Source organism: Paenibacillus sp. (genome assembly GCF_035645195.1).
GTDB lineage: Bacteria > Bacillota > Bacilli > Paenibacillales > YIM-B00363 > Paenibacillus_AE.
Window position 1 is genome coordinate 123,919 of the sequence record NZ_DASQNA010000014.1, and the last position, 20,090, is coordinate 144,008.

The 20,090-nt window shown below is 60.3% G+C and carries 18 protein-coding genes; 11 read left to right on the top strand and 7 right to left on the bottom strand.

The features are described 5' to 3' along the window. Positions 1 to 32: 32 nt before the first annotated feature. Positions 33 to 1,553, top strand: a complete 1,521-nt coding sequence (locus VE009_RS06990; protein WP_325006659.1) for a hypothetical protein — start codon at positions 33 to 35, stop codon at positions 1,551 to 1,553. An 88-nt stretch (positions 1,554 to 1,641) separates the two neighbouring features. After that, complete coding sequence (gene dnaI / locus VE009_RS06995; RefSeq protein ID WP_325006660.1) at positions 1,642 to 2,589, top strand: primosomal protein DnaI; 948 nt, start codon at positions 1,642 to 1,644, stop codon at positions 2,587 to 2,589. 83 nt (positions 2,590 to 2,672) lie between these two features. Here the strand turns inward: dnaI and VE009_RS07000 are convergent, their stop codons facing one another. Next, positions 2,673 to 2,810: a YqzM family protein gene (locus tag VE009_RS07000; RefSeq protein ID WP_325006661.1), complete on the bottom strand. Its 138-nt coding sequence runs from the start codon at positions 2,808 to 2,810 to the stop codon at positions 2,673 to 2,675. A gap of 181 nt (positions 2,811 to 2,991) precedes the next feature. Here VE009_RS07000 and trxA point away from each other — a divergent pair, with 181 nt between their 5' ends. Both trxA and uvrC read left to right on the top strand, forming a co-directional pair. Further along, complete coding sequence (trxA, locus tag VE009_RS07005; protein ID WP_325006662.1) at positions 2,992 to 3,306, top strand: thioredoxin; 315 nt, start codon at positions 2,992 to 2,994, stop codon at positions 3,304 to 3,306. A 170-nt stretch (positions 3,307 to 3,476) separates the two neighbouring features. After that, positions 3,477 to 5,492, top strand: a complete 2,016-nt coding sequence (gene uvrC / locus VE009_RS07010; protein ID WP_325006663.1) for an excinuclease ABC subunit UvrC — start codon at positions 3,477 to 3,479, stop codon at positions 5,490 to 5,492. A 105-nt stretch (positions 5,493 to 5,597) separates the two neighbouring features. On the opposite strand, the gene VE009_RS07015 is transcribed toward uvrC, so the two are convergent. Both VE009_RS07015 and VE009_RS07020 read right to left on the bottom strand, forming a co-directional pair. Further along, positions 5,598 to 7,220, bottom strand: a complete 1,623-nt coding sequence (locus tag VE009_RS07015; RefSeq protein ID WP_325006664.1) for a CPBP family intramembrane glutamic endopeptidase — start codon at positions 7,218 to 7,220, stop codon at positions 5,598 to 5,600. Between the two features lie 82 nt (positions 7,221 to 7,302). Continuing rightward, on the bottom strand, positions 7,303 to 8,196 hold the full coding sequence (locus VE009_RS07020; protein ID WP_325006665.1) for a LysR family transcriptional regulator: 894 nt from the start codon (positions 8,194 to 8,196) through the stop codon (positions 7,303 to 7,305). Positions 8,197 to 8,427: 231 nt separating this feature from the next. Here VE009_RS07020 and VE009_RS07025 point away from each other — a divergent pair, with 231 nt between their 5' ends. From VE009_RS07025 to VE009_RS07040, 4 genes are all read left to right on the top strand, one after another. Next, positions 8,428 to 9,087, top strand: a complete 660-nt coding sequence (locus VE009_RS07025) for a succinate dehydrogenase cytochrome b558 subunit (RefSeq protein WP_325006666.1) — start codon at positions 8,428 to 8,430, stop codon at positions 9,085 to 9,087. 24 nt (positions 9,088 to 9,111) lie between these two features. Continuing rightward, a complete protein-coding gene (gene sdhA / locus VE009_RS07030; RefSeq protein WP_325006667.1) occupies positions 9,112 to 10,866 on the top strand; it encodes a succinate dehydrogenase flavoprotein subunit in 1,755 nt (584 codons plus the stop codon). A gap of 20 nt (positions 10,867 to 10,886) precedes the next feature. After that, positions 10,887 to 11,654, top strand: coding sequence for a succinate dehydrogenase iron-sulfur subunit (gene sdhB / locus VE009_RS07035; protein WP_325006668.1), 768 nt, complete (start codon positions 10,887 to 10,889; stop codon positions 11,652 to 11,654). Between the two features lie 147 nt (positions 11,655 to 11,801). Further along, positions 11,802 to 12,731 carry a methyltransferase domain-containing protein gene (locus VE009_RS07040; protein ID WP_325006669.1) on the top strand — a complete coding sequence of 310 codons (930 nt, stop codon included), beginning with the start codon at positions 11,802 to 11,804 and terminating at the stop codon, positions 12,729 to 12,731. Positions 12,732 to 12,810: 79 nt separating this feature from the next. On the opposite strand, the gene VE009_RS07045 is transcribed toward VE009_RS07040, so the two are convergent. Then, on the bottom strand, positions 12,811 to 13,722 hold the full coding sequence (locus tag VE009_RS07045) for a hypothetical protein (protein WP_325006670.1): 912 nt from the start codon (positions 13,720 to 13,722) through the stop codon (positions 12,811 to 12,813). Positions 13,723 to 13,900: 178 nt separating this feature from the next. Between VE009_RS07045 and VE009_RS07050 the strand changes: the two genes are divergently transcribed. Continuing rightward, the gene (locus tag VE009_RS07050; RefSeq protein ID WP_325006671.1) at positions 13,901 to 15,136 is read left to right on the top strand and encodes an MFS transporter; all 1,236 of its coding nucleotides are present in this window, start codon (positions 13,901 to 13,903) and stop codon (positions 15,134 to 15,136) included. Here VE009_RS07050 and VE009_RS07055 read toward each other — a convergent pair. After that, entirely contained in the window at positions 15,120 to 16,007 is an 888-nt protein-coding gene (locus VE009_RS07055) for a helix-turn-helix domain-containing protein (protein ID WP_325006672.1), read from the bottom strand. The two genes, VE009_RS07050 and VE009_RS07055, sit on opposite strands and share 17 nt — an antisense overlap. A 113-nt stretch (positions 16,008 to 16,120) precedes the next feature. Here VE009_RS07055 and VE009_RS07060 point away from each other — a divergent pair, with 113 nt between their 5' ends. Both VE009_RS07060 and VE009_RS07065 read left to right on the top strand, forming a co-directional pair. Then, on the top strand, positions 16,121 to 17,191 hold the full coding sequence (locus VE009_RS07060; RefSeq protein ID WP_325006673.1) for a Gfo/Idh/MocA family oxidoreductase: 1,071 nt from the start codon (positions 16,121 to 16,123) through the stop codon (positions 17,189 to 17,191). 21 nt (positions 17,192 to 17,212) lie between these two features. Beyond that, entirely contained in the window at positions 17,213 to 18,052 is an 840-nt protein-coding gene (locus VE009_RS07065; protein ID WP_325006674.1) for a sugar phosphate isomerase/epimerase family protein, read from the top strand. Positions 18,053 to 18,256: 204 nt separating this feature from the next. On the opposite strand, the gene VE009_RS07070 is transcribed toward VE009_RS07065, so the two are convergent. Then, the gene (locus VE009_RS07070) at positions 18,257 to 19,063 is read right to left on the bottom strand and encodes a histidinol-phosphatase (protein WP_325006675.1); all 807 of its coding nucleotides are present in this window, start codon (positions 19,061 to 19,063) and stop codon (positions 18,257 to 18,259) included. Between the two features lie 12 nt (positions 19,064 to 19,075). Next, entirely contained in the window at positions 19,076 to 19,978 is a 903-nt protein-coding gene (locus VE009_RS07075) for a LysR family transcriptional regulator (protein WP_325006676.1), read from the bottom strand. Between the last annotated feature and the right edge of the window lie 112 nt (positions 19,979 to 20,090).

Here is a 20,090-nt window from a genome sequence, read left to right on the forward strand (position 1 = left end):
AAACTTGTCGAAGTTGAGGGGGAAGCGAGCTTTTGAAATTAACGAATTTGCTGCAGCTGACGGAGCATCACACCTTCGTCGCCGTACGCCGCTTCGGACTCAGCCCCTTGGACTCCCGCATGCTTTGGTCCGCGTACCAGCCGCTGATCGGCGGCACGGCCGCGGCTTTCTATATGACGCTGTGCTCTCTGCTTCCGTCCGACGCGTCGGGCGCGAGCGAGGCGGGGACGCTCGGCCAATTGTTTCTCGCCTGCGGGCTCGAACCGAACGAACGGGGACGCAAGCGGCTCGTCGAGGAGACGTCCAAGCTGGAGGCCGTCGGTCTGCTGCGGACGTTCCGGCTGCTCGACGGGGACGAGGTGACCGGTTACGAATTCCGCCTCGAGCCTCCGCTTACGCCGGAGAAATTTTTCGGCGTGCATCACCTGTGGCTGCTGCTGCAGGAGAAGCTCGGACCGAGCGCGGCCGAGACGGTCCGCCGTTCGTTCGTGCGCGAAGGATGGTCGCTGGCTCCCGGCGAGCGTCGGGAGGAGCTGTCGGCGCCGTTCTACGAGGTGTTCCGCCTGCACGTGCCGGCGGCCGCGGCCGTCGAGGAGGCGCCGGAGCCGGTTCCGACGGCGCCGCCGGCGGACCCGGAGGCGTTCGGGCGCGACGGCTTCCGCAGCGACGAGCTGCTGCGCCGGTTCCCGCGGTCGTCGCCGCATCGGCGCGCCGTGGAGCGGCTGCTCGCGGACGCGGGCCGGCTCGCGAAGCTGAATTATATCGCCGGCCGGTACGAGCTGACGCTGAAGCAGACGGTGTCGCTGCTCGACGAGGACGGCATGTTCGACGCGAGCGGCGCATGGCAGGAGGCGCGGTTCGAGGCGCGGGCGGCGGAGATGTACCGCGGCTCGAACGCGGCCGCGCTGCGCAAGGAGCGCACCGCGCGCAAGCAGGAGCTGGCCCGCGAGGAGCCGAGCGCCGCCGCCGAGGCGATCCCGGGGCAGGAGCGGGACGTGCCGGCGCCGTATTGGCTCGAGGTGCCGGAGCAGTTCCAAGGGCAGTGCGACGTGCGGCAGTACAACGCGATGCTTGCGAATTCGCCCTATACGCGCGTGCTGAAGCTGTTCTTCGAGCCTTCGGCGGTGCCGACGGCGGTCGAGGAGGCGTTCCTCGCGATGAGCGTCAATTACCGGCTGCCGGACGAGGTGCTGAACGTGATGATCCACTACATCCGCGCCAACGATCTCGACTGGAAGCGCAACTATCTCGATGCGATCGCGGCGAACGTCGCGGGCAAACGGATTCGCTCGTTCGAGCACGCGGTGACGTATTTCCGCAGGGCGGAACAGACGCGCGGCGGTACTGCGCGAGGCGATGCAGCGGCGCGAAGCGATGCGCCGCGCGGCGAGGCCGTCGGGGCGGCGCCTCGCGAGCCGAAGCGGCGGGGCCGCCCGCCGGCGGCGGAGCGGCCGGTCATACCGGTCGCCCGAAGCGAAGGCGCAGCGGAGGCGACGGAGGAAGACATTCGTCGCATTATGGAAATGGCGAAGCGGCTGACGAACGGCGGCTGACGGAACTCCGAGGTTTTGAACAGGGTTCCTGCGGGGCCGTTCGATAGCGTTTGCGTTTGATTATGAGGGGAAAAGGGGAGAAATGCGGATGGAGTCCATGGGGAGATGGCTCGGCACCGCGTCAGGCATCGGGGAAGCGGATTGGAAACGGCAGACGATGAAAGTGCTGAACGACGGCGTCGTCGCGGCTTGGATCGATCAGCATCCGCACATCGACCGCGAGGTGCTGGCCAAAAACGTCACCCGGCTGTACCAATACGCGAAGGAAGCGAAGGAATGCGCCCGCTGCCCTGGCCTAGAGCGCTGTCCGAACGACATGCAGGGGCATTACACGCGGCTCGTCGCGACGGGCTCGGGCGCGGAGGCGACCATTGCGGACTACAAGGTGCCGTGCGCGCTGCACCAAACGAAATCCAGCCAAGACGCGATCCGCTCCCGCATCCGCAGCTTCTACGTCGACGAGCGGGCGCTCAATCAAGAGTATTCGCCGGCGGAAATCATTCAGCGGGACACCCGGAGGGCGAGCGCCGTCGAGGCGGTCATCAAGTATGTGCTTAAGACGAAGGACCAAGGGCTGCAGCCGAACGGGCTGTATCTGATGGGCGACTTCGGCACGGGCAAAACGTTCCTCGCCAGCTATATGCTCTACGAGCTCGCGAAATCGGGGTTCACGGGCGTCATCGTTTACATGCCGGATTTCGTCGAAGATTTGAAATCGATGTTCGGCGACGCGGACCGGCTGAAGGATACGATCGAGCTGCTGAAGGAGACCGATTTGCTCGTATTCGATGACATCGGCGCGGAGCATCTGAACGCATGGACGCGGGACCACGTGCTCGGCACGATTTTGAATTATCGGATGAACCGCAAGCCGACGTTCTACACGTCGAATCACGACTTGGACGGGCTGCAGAAGCATCTCAGCTTCACGACGCGCGAAGGCGAGGACCAATACCGCGGACAGCGGGTAATGGACCGGATTCGACCGTTCGTCGAGGTCATCGAGGTCGCGGGCCGCAATCAACGGGGAACATGAAAAAGGGAACATGAAAAAACGCCTGACGGGGATCGGCCGAGCCGATTCCGTCAGGCGTTCGTTATGTTCTTGTTCATTAGGCGTCAGCGCGTCATGACTTGAATGACGGTCGCCACGACGGCAACGAGCAGCATGAAGCCGAACATGCCCATGAAGCCCACGCCGACGTCGAGCAAATCGTTGCGCGGCTCTTCGTTCACGTGCTGTCTCGGGTCGTTCATTTTCGGGTCCCCCTTTGCATTCCATGTCAACAGTATAGAAAATCGCGATGCCCTTGTAAAGCGTCAAGGTTGTGACAATACTAAGAAGGTTCCTGCGGCCCCCCGCGGTTATGACGCCGCGCGTTTTTGTGGTATACTTTGGAGTGTTGACTTATTCTCGCATGAAGGAGGTACATCGAACATGGCTATCGTAAACGTAAGCGACGATTCCTTCAAGACCGAAGTGGAAGGCTCGGGCACGGTGCTCGTCGATTTTTGGGCGCCTTGGTGCGGTCCGTGCAAAATGATCGCTCCGGTTCTCGAGGAACTCGATAAAGAAATGGGCAGCCTGAAGATCGCGAAAGTGAACGTCGACGACAATCCGGAGTCCGCGGGCCGTTTCGGCGTTATGAGCATCCCGACGCTGATCGTCTTCAAGAACGGAGAACCGGTCGACAAGGTGGTCGGCTTCCAATCCAAGGACGCCCTCAAGAACGTCGTCAGCCGTCATATGTAAGGTCCTACAACCCTCTCCCGTTTATGCGGGGAGGGTTTTTATTTGCCCTCGGTTCGTTCGCTGCCGCATATTTCCGACGCCTCTGCCGTTTGTGCGGAACCGTTTTTCGTGTACAATCGTTTCAGAGGAGTTCCATCGTGGGAGATGGCGGAGGAAAGGGGGACGGACGCGTGGACGGAACGCCGGGCCGGGATCGGGAGAAGGAGCTGGAAGCGATTCGCCATAAGCTGGCGCTGCTTCCCGACAAACCGGGTTGTTATTTGATGAAGAACGCCGAGGGCACCATTATTTACGTCGGCAAAGCGAAGGTGCTGAAAAACCGGGTGCGCTCGTATTTTACGGGCAGCCATACGGCGAAGACGCTTCGGCTCGTGAACGACATCGTCGATTTCGAATATATCGTGACCGCGAACAACATCGAGGCCTTACTGCTCGAATGCAATTTGATCAAGCAGCACAGCCCGAAATATAACGTCCTGCTGAAGGACGACAAATCGTTCCCGTATTTGAAAATTACGAACGAAGCGCATCCGCGGCTCGAGGTGACGCGGCGGGTGCTGAAGGATAAAGCGAAATATTTCGGGCCGTACCCGAACGCGTTCGCCGCGCAGCAAACGAAGAAGCTGCTCGACCGGCTGTACCCGCTGCGCAAGTGCAAGACGCTGCCGGATAAGGTGTGCTTGTATTATCATATCGGGCAGTGCGTCGCGCCGTGCGAGTATCCCGTCGAGAAGGCGGAGTACGAACGGATGGTCGCGGAAATTACGCGGTTTTTGAACGGCGGGCACGACGCGATCCGCAGCGAGCTGCAGGAGAAAATGGCGGCGGCGGCCGAGGAGCTGAACTTCGAGCGGGCGCGGGAGCTGCGCGACATGATCGCGGCGATCGACGCGCTGATGGAGAAGCAGACGATCACGGCGGCCGCGGCCGTCGACCGCGACGTGTTCGGCTACGCCACCGACAAGGGCTGGATGTGCGTGCAGATCATGTACATGCGGCAGGGGAAAATGATCGAGCGGCGCGCGTCGGCGTTCCCGTATTACGGCGAGGCGTACGAGGATTTCTTGACGTACGTCACGCAGTATTACAGCGACAACCCGGCGCTGCCGAAGGAGATTTTGCTGCCGGCGCCGCCGGAGGAGGCGGATGCCGCTGCTCCGGGGAGCGAAGGCGTTGCGGCGGCCGAAGGCGCTGCGGTCGACGGCCTCGGCGCGGGGATCGAGGGCTCCGCGGCGGCGGATGCGGGCGACACGGCGAAGGCGTTCGAAACGTGGCTGAAAATCAAGGTGCACGTGCCGCAGCGCGGCGACAAGAAGAAGATGGTCGAGATGGCGTGCGACAACGCCCGCGTGGCGCTGGAAGAGAAATTCCGCTTGATCGAGCGGGACGAGGAGCGCACCGTGAAGGCGGTCGAAGGGCTGGCCGAATGGATCGGGCTCGAACGGATTCATCGGATCGAAGCGTTCGACAACTCGAACATCCAAGGCACCGACCCGGTGTCGGCGATGGTCGTCTTCATCGACGGGAAGCCGGAGCGGAAGGAGTACCGGAAGTACAAAATCAAGACGGTCGTCGGACCGGACGATTACGCGACGATGCGCGAGGTCATCCGCCGGCGGTACGAACGCGTGCTGCGCGAAGGGCTGCCGCTGCCGGACCTCGTCGTCGTGGACGGCGGCAAAGGGCAAATCGCCGCGGCGGTCGACGTGCTGGAGAACGAGCTCGGCTTGTTCGTGCCGGTGTGCGGGCTCGTGAAGGACGCGAAGCATAAGACGGCGCAGCTCATGGTCGGGGATCCGCCGACGCCCGTGCCGCTGCGCCGCGACAGCCAGGAGTTTTATTTGCTGCAGCGCATCCAGGAGGAAGTGCATCGCTTCGCGATCACGTTCCACCGGGATACGCGTTCGAAGCGTTCGTTCGCGTCGGTGCTGGACGCGATTCCGGGCATCGGCGAGAAGCGGCGGAAGCTGCTGCTTAAGCATTTTGGCAGCGTGAAGGCGATCCGCGAGGCCGACGTGGACGCGTTCCGCGGGCTCGGCTTCGGCGACAAGCTGGCGCGGCAAATCGTCGACGCGCTGCGCGGCGACGCGGAAGCGGAAGCGGCCGGCGCAGAGGCCGAAGAAGCCGCGGCGGCTGCGGCGGAGGCTGGCGAGGCCGCGGAGGCGGAAGCGACCGAGCGGGCGTAAGCGCGCTCGGTCACCGCGCCGCAAGCGCCGGTGGAGCCGACTTACAACTTAACGCGCCGCAAGCGCAAACGAAAGGGCTGCCTCAGTAGGCAGCCCTTTCGTTGTTTACGCCGGCTCCGGCGGAGGCGCGGCGCGGCGGCGCAGACGTACGGCCAGCGCGACCAGCAGCGGCGACGCCAAATACAGCGCGGACAAGCCGAAGTTGGCGGCGGTCGGCGAGTTCGCCGTGATGGAGATGCCCATCCAGATCAAATCGACGACCGCATGCGCGAACACGGCCGCGAGGAAGCCGTGCTTCAAGAAGATGTACGCGAACGCGAAGCCGAGTACGGTCACTTCGACGAGCCGCGTGTAGAACGGATAAATCGGATACTGCACGTGCCCGAGCGCCCAAATCAAGCTGCTGACGAGCACGGCGGGAACGGTGAACCGAACGAGCTTTTTCAGCGCCGGAATGGCGAACAGCCGGTACACGCCTTCCTCGGATATGGCGGCACACCAAGCGAGCACCGGCAGCAGCGCCGGATACGCCATGTTGTTGGCCGACGTCAGCGCGTCGATCGTGTACCATGTGTCTAAGCTGTGATCGGCGGCCAGCAGCAAGATCGTCTGCAGCCCGAGCAGCACCGGGGCGAACAGATACCCTTTGCCGACGGCGCCGAGCACGTGCGATGCGTAGCCGGGCCGCTCCGGCAGCGGCCAGACGTCCGCGTTCTGCCCCCGCATGAGCTGGTCGCCCGCGACGAGGCTGAAGTATAGCCCGATCGCGAGGGCGAGCGTCATGGCGTTGGCGAGGAATAGCATCGCGACGAGGCCGGCGATCGTTTCCGCCGGGTCGAGCTCGGCGAGCCCCCAATACGCGCCGCCGTTAATAATGTCGAGCGCCGTCGCTTTGATGCCCGGGTACATGTTGACGTTGATCGCGCAGTATAACAATCCGAACGCGAGCGCCATGACGGCGCCGCGCGACCAGCGCACATGCTTGAGCTGGATAAGCGCGTAAATCATGGCGGCGAACTGCAGCGCTCCGCTCAGGAGCAGCCCCGCGCTGCCGAGAAGGCCGGCGAGCGTGTCCTGCTCCGCCGCCTTCGCTTCGTATTCGTCCGGCACGTCCCACAGCACGGACACCGCCGCCGCGCCTTCCGCATCGGCCCGGACGGTGAGCTCCGCCGCCGCATCGCCGAGCGCACCGCCCTCGAGCCGGTACCCGAGCTCTCCGGCTTCTTCGTCCGTCCACGCGAGCTCCGCGTTCATCCCGGACAAGCCGAGCGCCTCTAGCGTTTCCTGTCCTATGCGTTCCAGATCGCCCGCGGAAGCCGCTTCCCCGGAACGCGCCAGCTCCCATTCGACCGGCAGCCCCGTGTACGGATTGATGTCCACGAAATGCGTAACGCCGGCGCCGACGTCTCTGACTTCGACCCGGTACGCTTCAAGAGGCAGCACCGGGCGCAACACTTCCAACACGTCTTCCAGCAAACCGGCTTGATCGAAATAGCCGAACGCGAGCCGATCCGCCGCGTACATCGCGAACGACTTCAGCTCCGCTTCCGCGCCGATCCGCTCGCGGACGAACTGTTCGGCCGCCGCCGCGGCCGAGCCGCGGTCGACGGCGTGCTTCGCCGCGTCCGGCTGATCGCCCGAAAGCAGCGGCGCGACATTCACCGCCAGAAACAGCGCCAAGCCGACCAGCGCGGCGATCCACAACCATCCGTTTTTAAGACGAGACATGATTTCGCTCCCAACGTTTTGTAGATACTAATATGGATAAGGCATTGTTATATTGTACCATAGCCGCGGAAACCCATTCACGCTACCCCCACAGCTTCGTCTGCTTCGCGAGCTCGATCAATTGAACGGCCGCAGGGGACAGCGTTCCGTGCTTTGCGTAAATGAGCGACGTCGTGCGAGTGATATGAGCAATTTCCGGAATTTGCCGCACGACGACGGCATTGTCGTCAAGCAGGCTGCTCCGCAAATACGATTGGGGGAGCAGCGACGCCAAGTGGCAGGCGGACACCAACCGGACGATCACCTCGAAGGAATCGATCTCCATCTTCACGTCGGGCGTGACATTGGACGCCTCCAGCAGTTCGTCCGTCAAGACGCGGTACCACGTTCCTTGGGAAAACAGAATCATCGGCAGCCGCTGCAGATCGGTAATCGCGAGATCCGTCTTGCCTTCGAGCGGATGGAACGCCGGCAGCACGAGCGCCAAATGGTCGTCGAACAGCGGCACGCATTCGGTGTCCGGCGTGTCGACGGCGGAGGCGACGAGGCCGATGTCGCATTTTTTCTCTTTCACGAGCGTGACGATTTCGTGCGTCTTGCCGGTGACGGCGTGGATGTCGACGTCGGGCGCGTGGCGCGTGAAGGCGGCGATCAAATCCGGCAGCGTCGATTGCAGCGTCGTGAGGCTCGCGCCGAGCGTCAGCCGCCCTCGGTTCGCCGACGTGAATTCGCCGAGCGTCCGCAGGAAGCGGCCTTGGAGGCGGCGCATCTCGACGGCGAATTCGTAGCTGATTTGGCCGACGCGCGTCAGCTCGAGCCGCTTGCCGCGGCGGTGGAACAGCTTCACGCCGAGCTCCTCTTCGAGCGACGCGATTTTGCGCGAGAGCGCCGGCTGGCTGATGTTAAGCGCCTGAGCCGCCTTATTGACGCTTTGGTGCTCCACGACGGCGGCCAGCGCCTGCATTTGGTCATACACGATTCAACACTCTCCCAAGTAAAGCATATAACGTTTAGTTATTATTCATTATAAGAAATCAGCACTTCCATTATAAGAGGGAACGCGTTATTATTTATTATGTGAAATTTTCATGAACGGGCGTATAGGGATCCGTATTGACGGACATCCCCCGCGGGAGTAGAATGGTCTACGGTTTGTCACAGGGGGACGAAACGAAACGGCGATATCAAACAGGGAGGAACAAGGAACATGAAAGGGAATTCGTATTTGCACCGAAAGATCCACTCCTTACTTGGCGTCCTTCCGCTGGGCGGGTTTTTCGTCGAGCATTTGCTCACGAACTACTCTGCATATCAAGGCGGACAAGAACGCTTTCTGGAGCACGTGCACTGGATCCACAGCCTGCCGCTCGTGTTGGCGCTCGAAATTTTCTTGATTTGGCTGCCGCTGCTGTACCACGGCGTATACGGATTGTACGTGGCCTACCAGTCGCGGAACAACGTTTCGAACTACGGCTATGTGCGCAACTGGGCGTTCGCGCTCCAGCGCATTACCGGGGTCGTGACGTTCGTTTTCGTCATATGGCACATTTGGAACACGCGCGTTCAAATCGCGCTCGGCACGGTCGAGCAGGACGCGATCGGCGTGCACATGCATGAAATCGCGTCGAACCCGTTGTATTACTGGATTTATATTGTGTGCATCATCGCAGCAGTATTCCATTTCTGCAACGGCCTCTGGTCGTTCCTTGTATCCTGGGGCATTACGGTCGGTCCGCGCGCGCAGCGCGCAGCGTCGTATGCGACGATGGGCTTGTTCGTAATCATGACGATCATGTTTATCATGTCCCTGAACGCGTTCTTGGACGAATCTTTCGCGGAGCCGATCGCCTCTGCGTTCTTACAATAAATGGGTGAGGAGTGAACGGAACTCATGGCGAATCAAAACATCATTGTCGTCGGCGGCGGTCTCGCCGGTTTGATGGCGACCATTAAAGCGGCCGAAGCCGGCATGAAAGTAGATCTGTTTTCGCTCGTGCCCGTCAAGCGTTCCCACTCGGTGTGCGCGCAAGGCGGCATCAACGGCGCGGTGAACACGAAAGGCGAAGGCGACTCCCCTTGGGAGCATTTCGACGATACGATTTACGGCGGCGACTTCCTCGCGAACCAGCCTCCGGTCAAAGCGATGTGCGAAGCGGCCCCGGGCATCATCCACTTGATGGACCGGATGGGCGTTATGTTCAACCGGACGCCGGAAGGCCTCCTCGATTTCCGCCGTTTCGGCGGCACGAAGCATCACCGCACGGCGTTCGCGGGCGCGACGACGGGCCAGCAGCTGCTGTACGCGCTCGATGAGCAAGTGCGCCGCTGGGAAGTCGCGGGCCTCGTGCAGAAGTACGAGCACTGGGAATTCCTCGGCGCGGTCATCGACGACGACGGCGTTTGCCGCGGCATCGCGGCGCAGGATCTTCGCTCGATGGAGGTGCACACGTTCCGCGCGGACGCGGTCATTTTGGCGACGGGCGGCCCCGGCATCATTTTCGGCAAGTCGACGAACTCGGTCATCAACACGGGCACGGCGGCGAGCGCGGTGTATCAGCAAGGCGTGCACTACGCGAACGGCGAATTCATCCAAATTCACCCGACGGCCATCCCGGGCGACGACAAGCTTCGTCTTATGTCCGAGTCGGCGCGCGGCGAAGGCGGACGCATCTGGACGTACAAAGACGGCAAGCCGTGGTACTTCCTCGAGGAAAAATATCCGGCGTACGGGAACCTTGTTCCCCGCGACATCGCGACGCGCGAAATTTTCCACGTCTGCGTAGACCTGAAGCTCGGCGTCAACGGCGAGAACATGGTGTACCTCGACCTGTCGCATAAGGATCCGAAGGAACTCGACGTCAAACTCGGCGGCATCATCGAGATTTACGAGAAGTTCATGGGCGACGACCCGCGGAAAATTCCGATGAAAATTTTCCCGGCGGTTCACTACTCGATGGGCGGCATGTGGGTCGACTACAATCAGATGACGAACATCCCGGGCCTCTTCGCCGCGGGCGAGTGCGAATACCAATATCACGGCGCGAACCGCCTCGGCGCAAACTCGCTCCTGTCCGCGATTTTCGGCGGCATGGTGGCGGGCCCGAAAGCAGTCGAATATATCAAGGGCTTGAAAAAGTCCGCGGCCGACGTGGACGAGCGCGTATTCAGCCAAGAGCGCAAGCGTCACACGGAAAAGTACGAGTCGATTCTCGGCATGACGAAGGGCAACGAAAACCCGTACGTCCTGCATAAAGAGCTCGGCGAGTGGATGATCGACAACATGACGGTCGTCCGTTACAACAAGAAGCTTCAAGAGACGGACAACAAAATCCAAGAACTCATGGAGCGCTACAAAAACATCAACATCAACGACACGGCGAAATGGTCCAACCAAGCGGTCGCGTTCACGCGCCAGCTGTGGAACATGTTCGAGCTCGCACGCGTCATGACGATCGGCGCGCTTATGCGGAACGAAAGCCGCGGCGCGCATTACAAACCGGAATTCCCGGAACGCGACGACGAGAACTTCATGAAGACGACGATCGCGAAGTACACGCCGAACGGTCCGGAAATTTCCTACGAAGATATCGACGTCTCGCTCATCCCGCCGCGGAAGCGCGACTACACATCGGATAAGAAAAAATAAAAAAGGAGGGTGCTGATTCGATGTCTACGACAGTGGCGAACGAGAAAAAAACGGTTAAGTTTATCGTAAAGCGACAGGATACGCCGGATTCTCAACCGTACACGGAGGAATTCGAAATCCCGTACCGCCCGAACATGAACGTCATCAGCGCGCTCATGGAAGTGCAGCGAAATCCCGTGAACGCGAAGGGCGAACAGACGGCAGCGGTATGCTGGGAGTCGAACTGCCTCGAGGAAGTTTGCGGCGCCTGCTCCATGGTGATCAACGGCAAGCCTCGCCAAGCGTGCACGGCGCTCGTCGACAAGCTCGAGCAGCCAGTTCGGCTTGAACCGATGAAGACGTTCCCGGTCATGCGGGACCTCGTCATCGACCGCGGCCGCATGTTCAACGCGCTGAAGCGCGTGAAGGCGTGGATTCCGATCGATGGCACGTACGACCTCGGCCCGGGTCCGCGCATGGCGGAAGCGAAGCGCCAGTGGGCGTACGAGCTGTCCAAGTGCATGACGTGCGGCGTCTGCCTCGAGGCGTGCCCGAACGTGAACGAACGAAGCGACTTCATCGGCCCGGCGCCGATTTCGCAGGTGCGGCTGTTCAACGCGCATCCGACGGGCGAGATGAACGCCGACGAGCGTCTGGAAGCGCTCATGACAGACGGCGGCATCGAAGGCTGCGGCAACTCGCAAAACTGCGTGCAGTCGTGCCCGAAGGGCATTCCGCTCACGACGTCGATCGCGGCGATCAACCGCGACACGACGAAGCTGCTGTTCAAGAAGTGGCTGACGCAGTAATAGCAAACATCTTCAATAATAAAGCCTGCAGGCAGTTCCGCTGGAACAATCCTGCAGGCTTTATTATTTTTGAGATAAATACAATGTGCAATCTTGGTTTTTATTATAAAATATCAATGTTAAAAACTTTCGTTATCGGGGTGCTGAATGAATAGAAGCTATTATTTGCGGACGTTCCTGAACCATTTCTGGCTGAGACCGGAAAACGCTATTCTGCTTTCGCTGCGGGCAGAGTCATATTGGAAAACGATTCAAGCGGCGGGGGCGGACGGAACTAAAATCGACGTCTCCTGCGGCGACGGCGTTTTTTCATTTTTAACGTTCGGCGGTCAAACATCCCCAGATTCGGACATGTTTAGAGCTATTAAGTTCGGAAAACGTGAGGGAGAGTTCGATGCATTCGATTTTTTCGACGATACTTATAAAATCAAGGTAGAAAAATCCCCAGAGATTCGTTATGAGTATGGGGCCGATTGGAAGAGCTCCCTCATCCAGAAGGCGGAGAAATTAAACTTCTACGACAATACTTTGGTGCATGACAACAACCTTCCGCTGCCTTTTGCGGACGAATCGATGGACTATGTGTATTCAAACAGCTCTTATTGGGTAGAAAACTTTGAAAACCACATTAAGGACCTCGTCCGAATCACGAAGCAAGGTGGATATGTCGTTTTACAAATCAAAAACGACAATATTAAGAAGCTTTCCTCCAAAGTTTATGCGCCGATGATGGGCGAAACGTTCCATAAAATTATTGATGCCGGACGAGCTTCCACTTGGAAAGGTCTTCGTTCGAAGGACGAGCTTGTTCGCTTCATTTCTTCCATTGACGATGCGAAGCTAGAAACGATAGAGCCGATTTACGGTGATATCTTAGCAGTCGTTTGGGATATCGGACTTAGGCCGTTATTCAATCCGCTGGTGAAAATGGCGAACAATTTAAGCGACGGACAGCGCATCGAAATCAAGAACGAGTGGAACGAAATTTTCTTCCAACTGTTTGAAGAAGTTATTAACAAATACCGTGTCGTCGAGGAGCAGGCGATCGAGCACACATTCGTCCTCCGGAAGTTGTAATCACTACCGAAAGATCCATAAGCTATGTTACCAATGACCAGCCCTCGGTCGAACTTGTTCGACTAGGGGGCTGGTCTTATCAATCGCTCCAATCCACCGATACGACCTGCCGCGTTCGCGTATCGATCGCCGCGGCCATTTCGCGGGGCGAGCCGCCCAGTTCGCTTCGGAAACGAACGACCAACCGCTCTTCCGTCCTCTCGCCCCCGGCGAACCGCGGCTCGATCTCGCGGAGCGATTCGACCGTTCGGCGGTCGGTTCGCGCCCATTGACCGTCTGTATCTTTGAGATACCATATTCCGTTCTCCTCTTTGACCAAATGCGCATACGTGCGCTCCGCGAACCACTGACCGGCGCGGGCGTCTTCCAGGGCGAGGGTGATCGCTTCTTGGACGGAAATCAAATCGCGCTCCCCCGCGACGGCGAATTTCGCCTCGGAGGAAATGTCGGCAAGCGGCCGCGCCCCGTAGCGCGCAATCATGGCGTCCAGCGATTCCCCGTCGCGGCGTTCCATCTCGCCGGCCAGCACGACGGCCAGCAGCTTGTAGCTGCCGGAGGGCGCGGGAATGTCGTCGCCCGACCCGAACCCAGACCAAGGATCGGCTACGCGCTGATCCCACACATAGGTTTGTTCCAGCGTTTCGTACGGACCCAACGTATACACGAACAGATCGGATATGTCCGCGTGCGCCGCGGCGCGTTCCAAGCGACTCTCCGGCACGAACTCGCCCTGCCAATGTTCCGCCTGGTGCACGGCTCGCACGAGAGCGATCCCCTCGGCGTTCCCGGGCACGGTGACGGTTTGCTCGTCGCCGGTTCGGTTGACGATCGTGACGGCGGCGGCGATCGATTCCCCGAGCTCGTATTCCGTCCGAGTCAGTTGAACGGTTATCGCGATGCCGGGGTTATCGGAAGTTCCCGCGTCATGATCAATGCAGACGATGAAGATGGCGAGCGTCAAAAGGAACGAACTTCTTTTCCATAGGCTCATCTCACAAATCCTCCGTATTTTTCGTCTCAATACGTTTGCTTACCCGCCGGGGTTCCGCCTTTGCCGATCAGATCCGCCTCAAAAAATAAATCGCGTGCACCGCGAAGGCGCCGTCTAGCGGCTTTCGACCGTGGTATAATAGGGTTCAATCTCAACGAGAACCGAGGTGAGCCGCGGCATGACGCTCCCGCTGATGTTGCGGAGACGGCCCGCTCCCGCTTCCTTGCCGCCCGAGAAGCGGCTGTCCAAGGAAGCCGTCGCGACGATTACGCTGCACAGCCTGTACCAGCTCGGCGCTTCCATGTCGGGCGTGTTCTTAAACTTATATTTGTGGCGGCTGACGGAGAGCCTTACGATCAACGGCTGGTACGCGCTGCTGACGTACGCGATCGGGCCGCCGGCGTTCCTGCTCGCCGGCAAATTCGCGAAGACGAGGGACCGGCTGTTTACATACCGGATCGGCATCGCCGCGACCGCGTTGTTTTATTTGCTCGTCGTCATCGCCGGCGCCCGCGTCGCCGATTACTTTTTCGTTTTCGCGCTGCTGCAGGGCACGGCCGGCGCCTTTTATTGGCTCGGGTATTTGACGCTCATGTATGACGTATCGACCGATGCGAATCGAATCCGTTATTTGGGACTGAACTCGATTGCGTTCAATTTGGCCGGACTGATCGGCCCGGCGACGGCCGGCTTCGTGATCGCGTTACACGGCGGGTTGGAGGGCTACATGCTCGTGTTCACGGGGGCGTTCCTGCTGTTCGCGGCGACGACGGCCGGCAGCTTCCGATTGAAGGCGCAGGGCACGCATCATAAGTCGTATTACGTGCGATTGGTACCGTTGCTGCTGCGGAAAAACGAAGCGTTCCGGCACGGCCTGTACGGCTGGTGGTGCCTTGGATTGTACCAAGGGCTGCTGCTGTTTTTGCCGAACATCTTGCTGTTCCATGTGCTTGGTCAGGAGGATTTGGTCGGCTACGCCGGCGTCGGTCTGCTGGGGCTGACGATTGCGACTAGTTACGCGCTGTCCCGCTACGGCAAGCCGGAGTTCGCGAAGCGGTACAGCCTCGCCGCGGCGGCGGCTTTCACGACGGGGGCGGCGACGCTCGCGGCGTTCGGCGTAACGCCTTGGACGGTTGCGGCGTTCGCGATGTCGTTCTATGCCTGCATGCCGCTGCTCGTCAATTCGTTCTCCGCGTATCATTACCGGCTCGTCGGCCAGCTGCCGCTCAAAGGCAACCTGCGGGTGGAGACGATCGTCGCCCGGGAGACGTTCATTAACCTCGGGCGCGTGATCGGATTAATTTTGCTTATTTTGCTTTCGAAGGATTTGTCCAGTCCTTGGCTCGGCGCCGTTGTCCTTTTCGCCGCGGCGATGCAATTCCATTTCGCTTGGATCATCAAACGGGAGCGGTGACGCCCCGTTTTTTCTGTTTGCGGTAATCCGTCGGCGCGACGCCTCGGCTTTCTTTGAACATGCGGGAGAACGTCTTGTACGAGCCGAAGCCGACTTCGTGCGCGATGTCCGTGACGCTCATGTCGGTGGAGGCGAGCAGGCTGCTCGCTTGGCGGAGCCGAAGCTCGTGCAGAAACCGGACGAACGTTTGGCCCGTAGCTTCCTTGATCACTTCGCTCATGCGGGAGACGCTGAGCGAAAACTTCCGCGCGAGCTCGGTCAGCGTCAGCTCTTCTTGATAGTTGCTGTGGATGTAGCGGATGACGGCCCAAACGGTGCTCCGCCGGCTGGTCGCGATCGGGGGCGGCGCCGACGGCGGGATAGGCTCCCGCTGGCGCAGCCGGTCGAACCGGACGAGCGTCTCCATCAGCTTCGCCTTCAGCAGCGTGTCGCGCCACCGGTCGTCCGCGCGGTATTCGCGGTGCATGTCTTCGACGAGCCGCTTCATCTCTTCCATCGCCCGCTCGCCGAACTGCGCGTGCGCGGGCAGCGCGTCAAGGCCGGCGAACAGCTCGCCGAAGGCGCCGCTCATGCCGGTTTCGACAAGCAGCTCCATGCCGAAGTTGCAATTGTACAGGACAAGCGTGCTGCCGGGATCCGTAAACAGCTCGTGCACCTGATACGGCAGAATGAACGTGAACGTGCCGGGCACCATCGGGTGGCGCACCCCGTCGATCGTCTCCGAGCCGCTGCCTTCGACGACGAACGAAAATTCGAGAAAATCGTGCCGATGCGCCGGATAGCCGGCGGTCAGACGGTGCAGGCCGATATGGAAAGGGAAGGGCGCGTGCATATTCGGGTACGTGCGCAAATACTCGGGGTAATGGGTCATGCGGCGGCTCCTCCGAAAAAATGAGACATTAACCGAAACGAGCGGTACGTTCTTTCCGCACGGCTCGTATACCATGATGATAGCAAACATTCGATCTCGGGAGGAATAGCAAGATGAGCAATAAAATTCGAATTGGCGTCATCGGGGCAGGCAACATTGGAAACGTTCACATGCAGGAGTTTTCGAAACTCGCGGACCAGTGCGAAATTACGGCAGTCACGGACGCTTACTTGCCGCTCGCGGAAGCGCGGGCGAAGGAATACGGGATCGGCTTCGTGGCGCCTTCGCCGGAGGCGTTGATCGAAGACGATCGAGTAGACGCCGTCGTCATCGGCGTGCCGAACCAGTTCCACGCGCCTCTTGCGGTGCATGCGCTGAAGGCGAACAAGCACGTCCTGTTGGAAAAGCCGATGGGCATCAACGCGGAGGCGGCGCGAGACATTATGCGCGCGGCGCGCGATTCGGACCGGACGCTGATGGTCGCCCATCAGATGCGCTGGGAGCCGGTGCCGATGCAAATTAAGGCGCAGGTGGAGCGCGGGGAGCTCGGCCGCATTTACACGGCGAAGACGGGCTGGTACCGCCGGAAGGGCATTCCCGGCTGGGGTACGTGGTTCACGCGGATGGATCAATCGGGCGGCGGCCCGCTCATCGATATCGGCGTTCATATGCTCGACTTGGCGCTGTACCTGATGGGCAACCCGAAGCCGGTCTCCGTTTACGGCTCGACGTACGCGGAGTTCGGGCCGAAGCGCAAAGGCATCGGCACGTGGGGCAAGCCGAACTGGGACGGCGTGTACGACGTCGAGGATTTGGCTACGGCCATGATTAAAATGGAGGATGGCTCTTCGCTGACGCTCGAGGTGAGCTGGGCGGTCCATATGGACACGGACAGCACGCCGTTCATCCACCTGATGGGCAGCGAAGGCGGGGCGTCGTACCGCGGCAGCCACGGCAAGCTGCTGACCGAGAAGTTCGACCGTCCGATGGAGGTCGAGCTGCGTGCGCCGGAGCAGGACGAAGGCGCGCGTCAGCGGCTGTCGAAGCATTTCCTCGAGTGCGTGCGCGAAGGCAAGCAGCCGATTACGTCGGCTCTGACGGGCTTTACGAACAACCTCGTGCTCGACGCGATTTACGAATCGTCGCGCACGGGCAGCGAAGTAAAGCTGAACTGGGACTATTAATCGGTCGAAGGAGACGGTACGATGAAGATCGGATTGACGCGCGCCGGACTCGGCAATATCGGGACGGACGAACGATTCATTGAACTGGCGGGCGCCTACGGCTTCGAGGCGGTCGACGTCGACCCGCTGGGACTGATCGAGCGGGGCGGAGCGGACGGCGCCCGCGCGCTGCTCGAGAAGAGCGGCGTCTCGATCGGCGCGATGGGACTGCCGGTCGAATGGCGGACGACGGACGAGGCGTTCCGCGCCGGGCTTGCGAAGCTGCAAGCCGCCGCGGAAGCGGGGGCGCAGCTCGGCTGCACCGCATGCTGCACCTACATTTTGCCGTCGACGGACCTGCCGGCCGCCCACTTCATGGCGCAGGCGATTCGCCGGCTGCGCCTGTGCGCGCAGCTGCTCGGGGCGTACGGCATCCGCCTCGGCCTCGAGTATGTCGGTCCGCATCATCTGCGGACGCGGTGGGCGAATCCGTACATTTGGACGCAGGAGGAGACGCTGGAGCTGATCGAGGCGATCGGCGAACCGAACGTCGGCCTGCTGCTCGATTCGTACCACTGGTACACGACAGGGCTCGCCGCCGACGACATCGCTGCGCTGCAGCCGCACCAGATCGTGCACGTCCATTTGAACGACGCGCGCGACGTGCCGGTATCGGAGGCGCTCGACAACGACCGCGTGTACCCGGGCGAGGGCGTGATCGATTTGCCCGCGTTCCTGCGCGCGGTCCATGCGACCGGCTACCGCGGCGCGGTGTCGCAGGAGGTGCTGACGCCGTCCGCGCCGACCGACCCGGCCGAAGCGCTGCTGCAGCGCACCAAAGCCGGCTTCGACCGCGTGTTCGCGGCGGCAGGATTGCGCTGAGCCGGCGCGGAAGTTCGGGGGGCGCATTTGTCATCAAACGGTAATATTGGCGTTACGGCGCCCTAATATTGGGGGCGTATAGTAATAGGCAAGACCCCCTTTGAAATATATATTTTGGACCTGAACGCACGTCGGCGTCAGGTCCCCTTTTTTTGTCTCCATAACAAAAAAAGGCAGGCATCGAGCCCGCCGCCGAACTTTAAGTTACAGCTCCACCGTCACGCGCTTGCGCTGCCGGAAGTAGCACCATTCCTTGTAGCCGATCTCTTTCAGCTTCTGCCGCACGAATTCCCAATCGTCCGCCACCCGCTCGGGGGTGTGCGCGTCGGAGCCGAACGTCACCTTCACGCCGAAATAATGGGCCCGCTCCAGAATGACGTCCGCCGGATACCAGCCGCCGACCTCTTTCATTTTGCCGGACGTATTGATTTCGATGGCGATGTCGCACTCGGCGATCAACTGCAGCGTCTTGTCGACCGCCTCCGTCTGGATGTCGGAAAACGCGGGATAGTACGCCTTCATGGCGTCGATATGGCCGAGCACGTCGAACATGCCGCTTCGCGCCGAACGCCCGATCAGCTCGTAGTACCGTTCCTTCGTTGCCAGCTTCTCCGCTTCGGTCAGCTTTTTCCAACGGTTGCGGTTGAAGATCGATACGCCGTCCACTTGGTGAACGGAGCCGATAATATAATCGAACGGGTATTTCGCATAGACGTTCTTGTATTTGTCCAGATGCTCGGGAAAAAAGTCGGACTCGACCCCGAGCAGCACTTCGATGCGCCCCGCGTATTTCTCCTTCAGCCGCAGCACTTCGTTCACGTAATTCGGAAATTCGCTCGCCGCCATGGCGATGCCCGGGAACGGGTGATCGTCCTTGTGGCCGAAATACGGCGAGTGGTCCGAGATGCCGATCGCGCCGACGCCGCGTTCGATCGCGGCCTCGATGTAGCGCTCGATCCCGCCTTCTGCGTGACCGCAGCGCTCGTGATGCGTATGCAGATCGAATATCATGCAAAACCCTCCTTATTCGGAGCCGTAAAATTGCGTCTCCGGCATGCCCTTCAGATCGCTTAAAAATTGCCGCATCGCGGAATTGAGGTATCTGCCCGTCTTCGTGATGACGCCGACGGGATGGCTGATTTCGAGCTCGTTCACTTGAATCATTTTGAGGGTGCCGAGCCGAAGCTCGTTTCCGACCGACATTTTCGAAATGATGCCCGCCCCCAGGTTGAGCTCCACCATTCGCTTCACTTCTTCGCTGCTCTGCAGCTCCATGACGGTTTTCGGCTCGATGCCGTGCTTCCCGAACAACGCGTCGACGAACCGGCGCCCCGCCGTGTCCGGCGACAGCATAATGAGCGGCAGCCCCTGCAGCGCGGAGAGCGGAAGATGCTTGTGCGCCGCGAGCGGATGCTCGGGCGCGACGACCAGCTCGAACGTGTCGTAATACAGCACCGACGTCGCGAGGGTCGGCGTTTTCTCGAACAAATACGTAATGCCGACGTCGATGGCGCCGCTCTCGACGTTCGCCATAATTTGCGACGAAGTCATCGAGTGGATCGTCGTCTGAATCAACGGATACTGGTCTTTAAAGTAGGAAAGGACGCGGGGTAAAATTTGGATGGCGATCGACGTCGTCGTGCCGAGCCGGATGTGCCCTTGCGGCGTCGCGTTAATGTCGCTGAGCTTCATTTTCAGCTCGTCCACGATGCCGAGAATTTTCTCCGCTTGTTCGAGAAACAGCACGCCCGCATCGGTCAGCGTCACCGGCTGATTCCGGTCGACGAGCACCGCGCCGAATTCGTCTTCAAGGCTTTTAATTTGCGCGGAAACGGCGGGCTGCGTCAAATTGAGCAGTTCCCCGGCCTTCCGGAAGCTCATCGTTTTCGATATCGTAATCAGGGTTTCCAACTGGTTTAAGTTCATACGGAACGCCCCCTCTCGGCCAATCACAATTATATTACAAAAGATTAATAAAGAAAAAGCTGTCGGCGCGGAACGGTTCCTGTACAATGAAAGCATTATCAACCTGACAAAA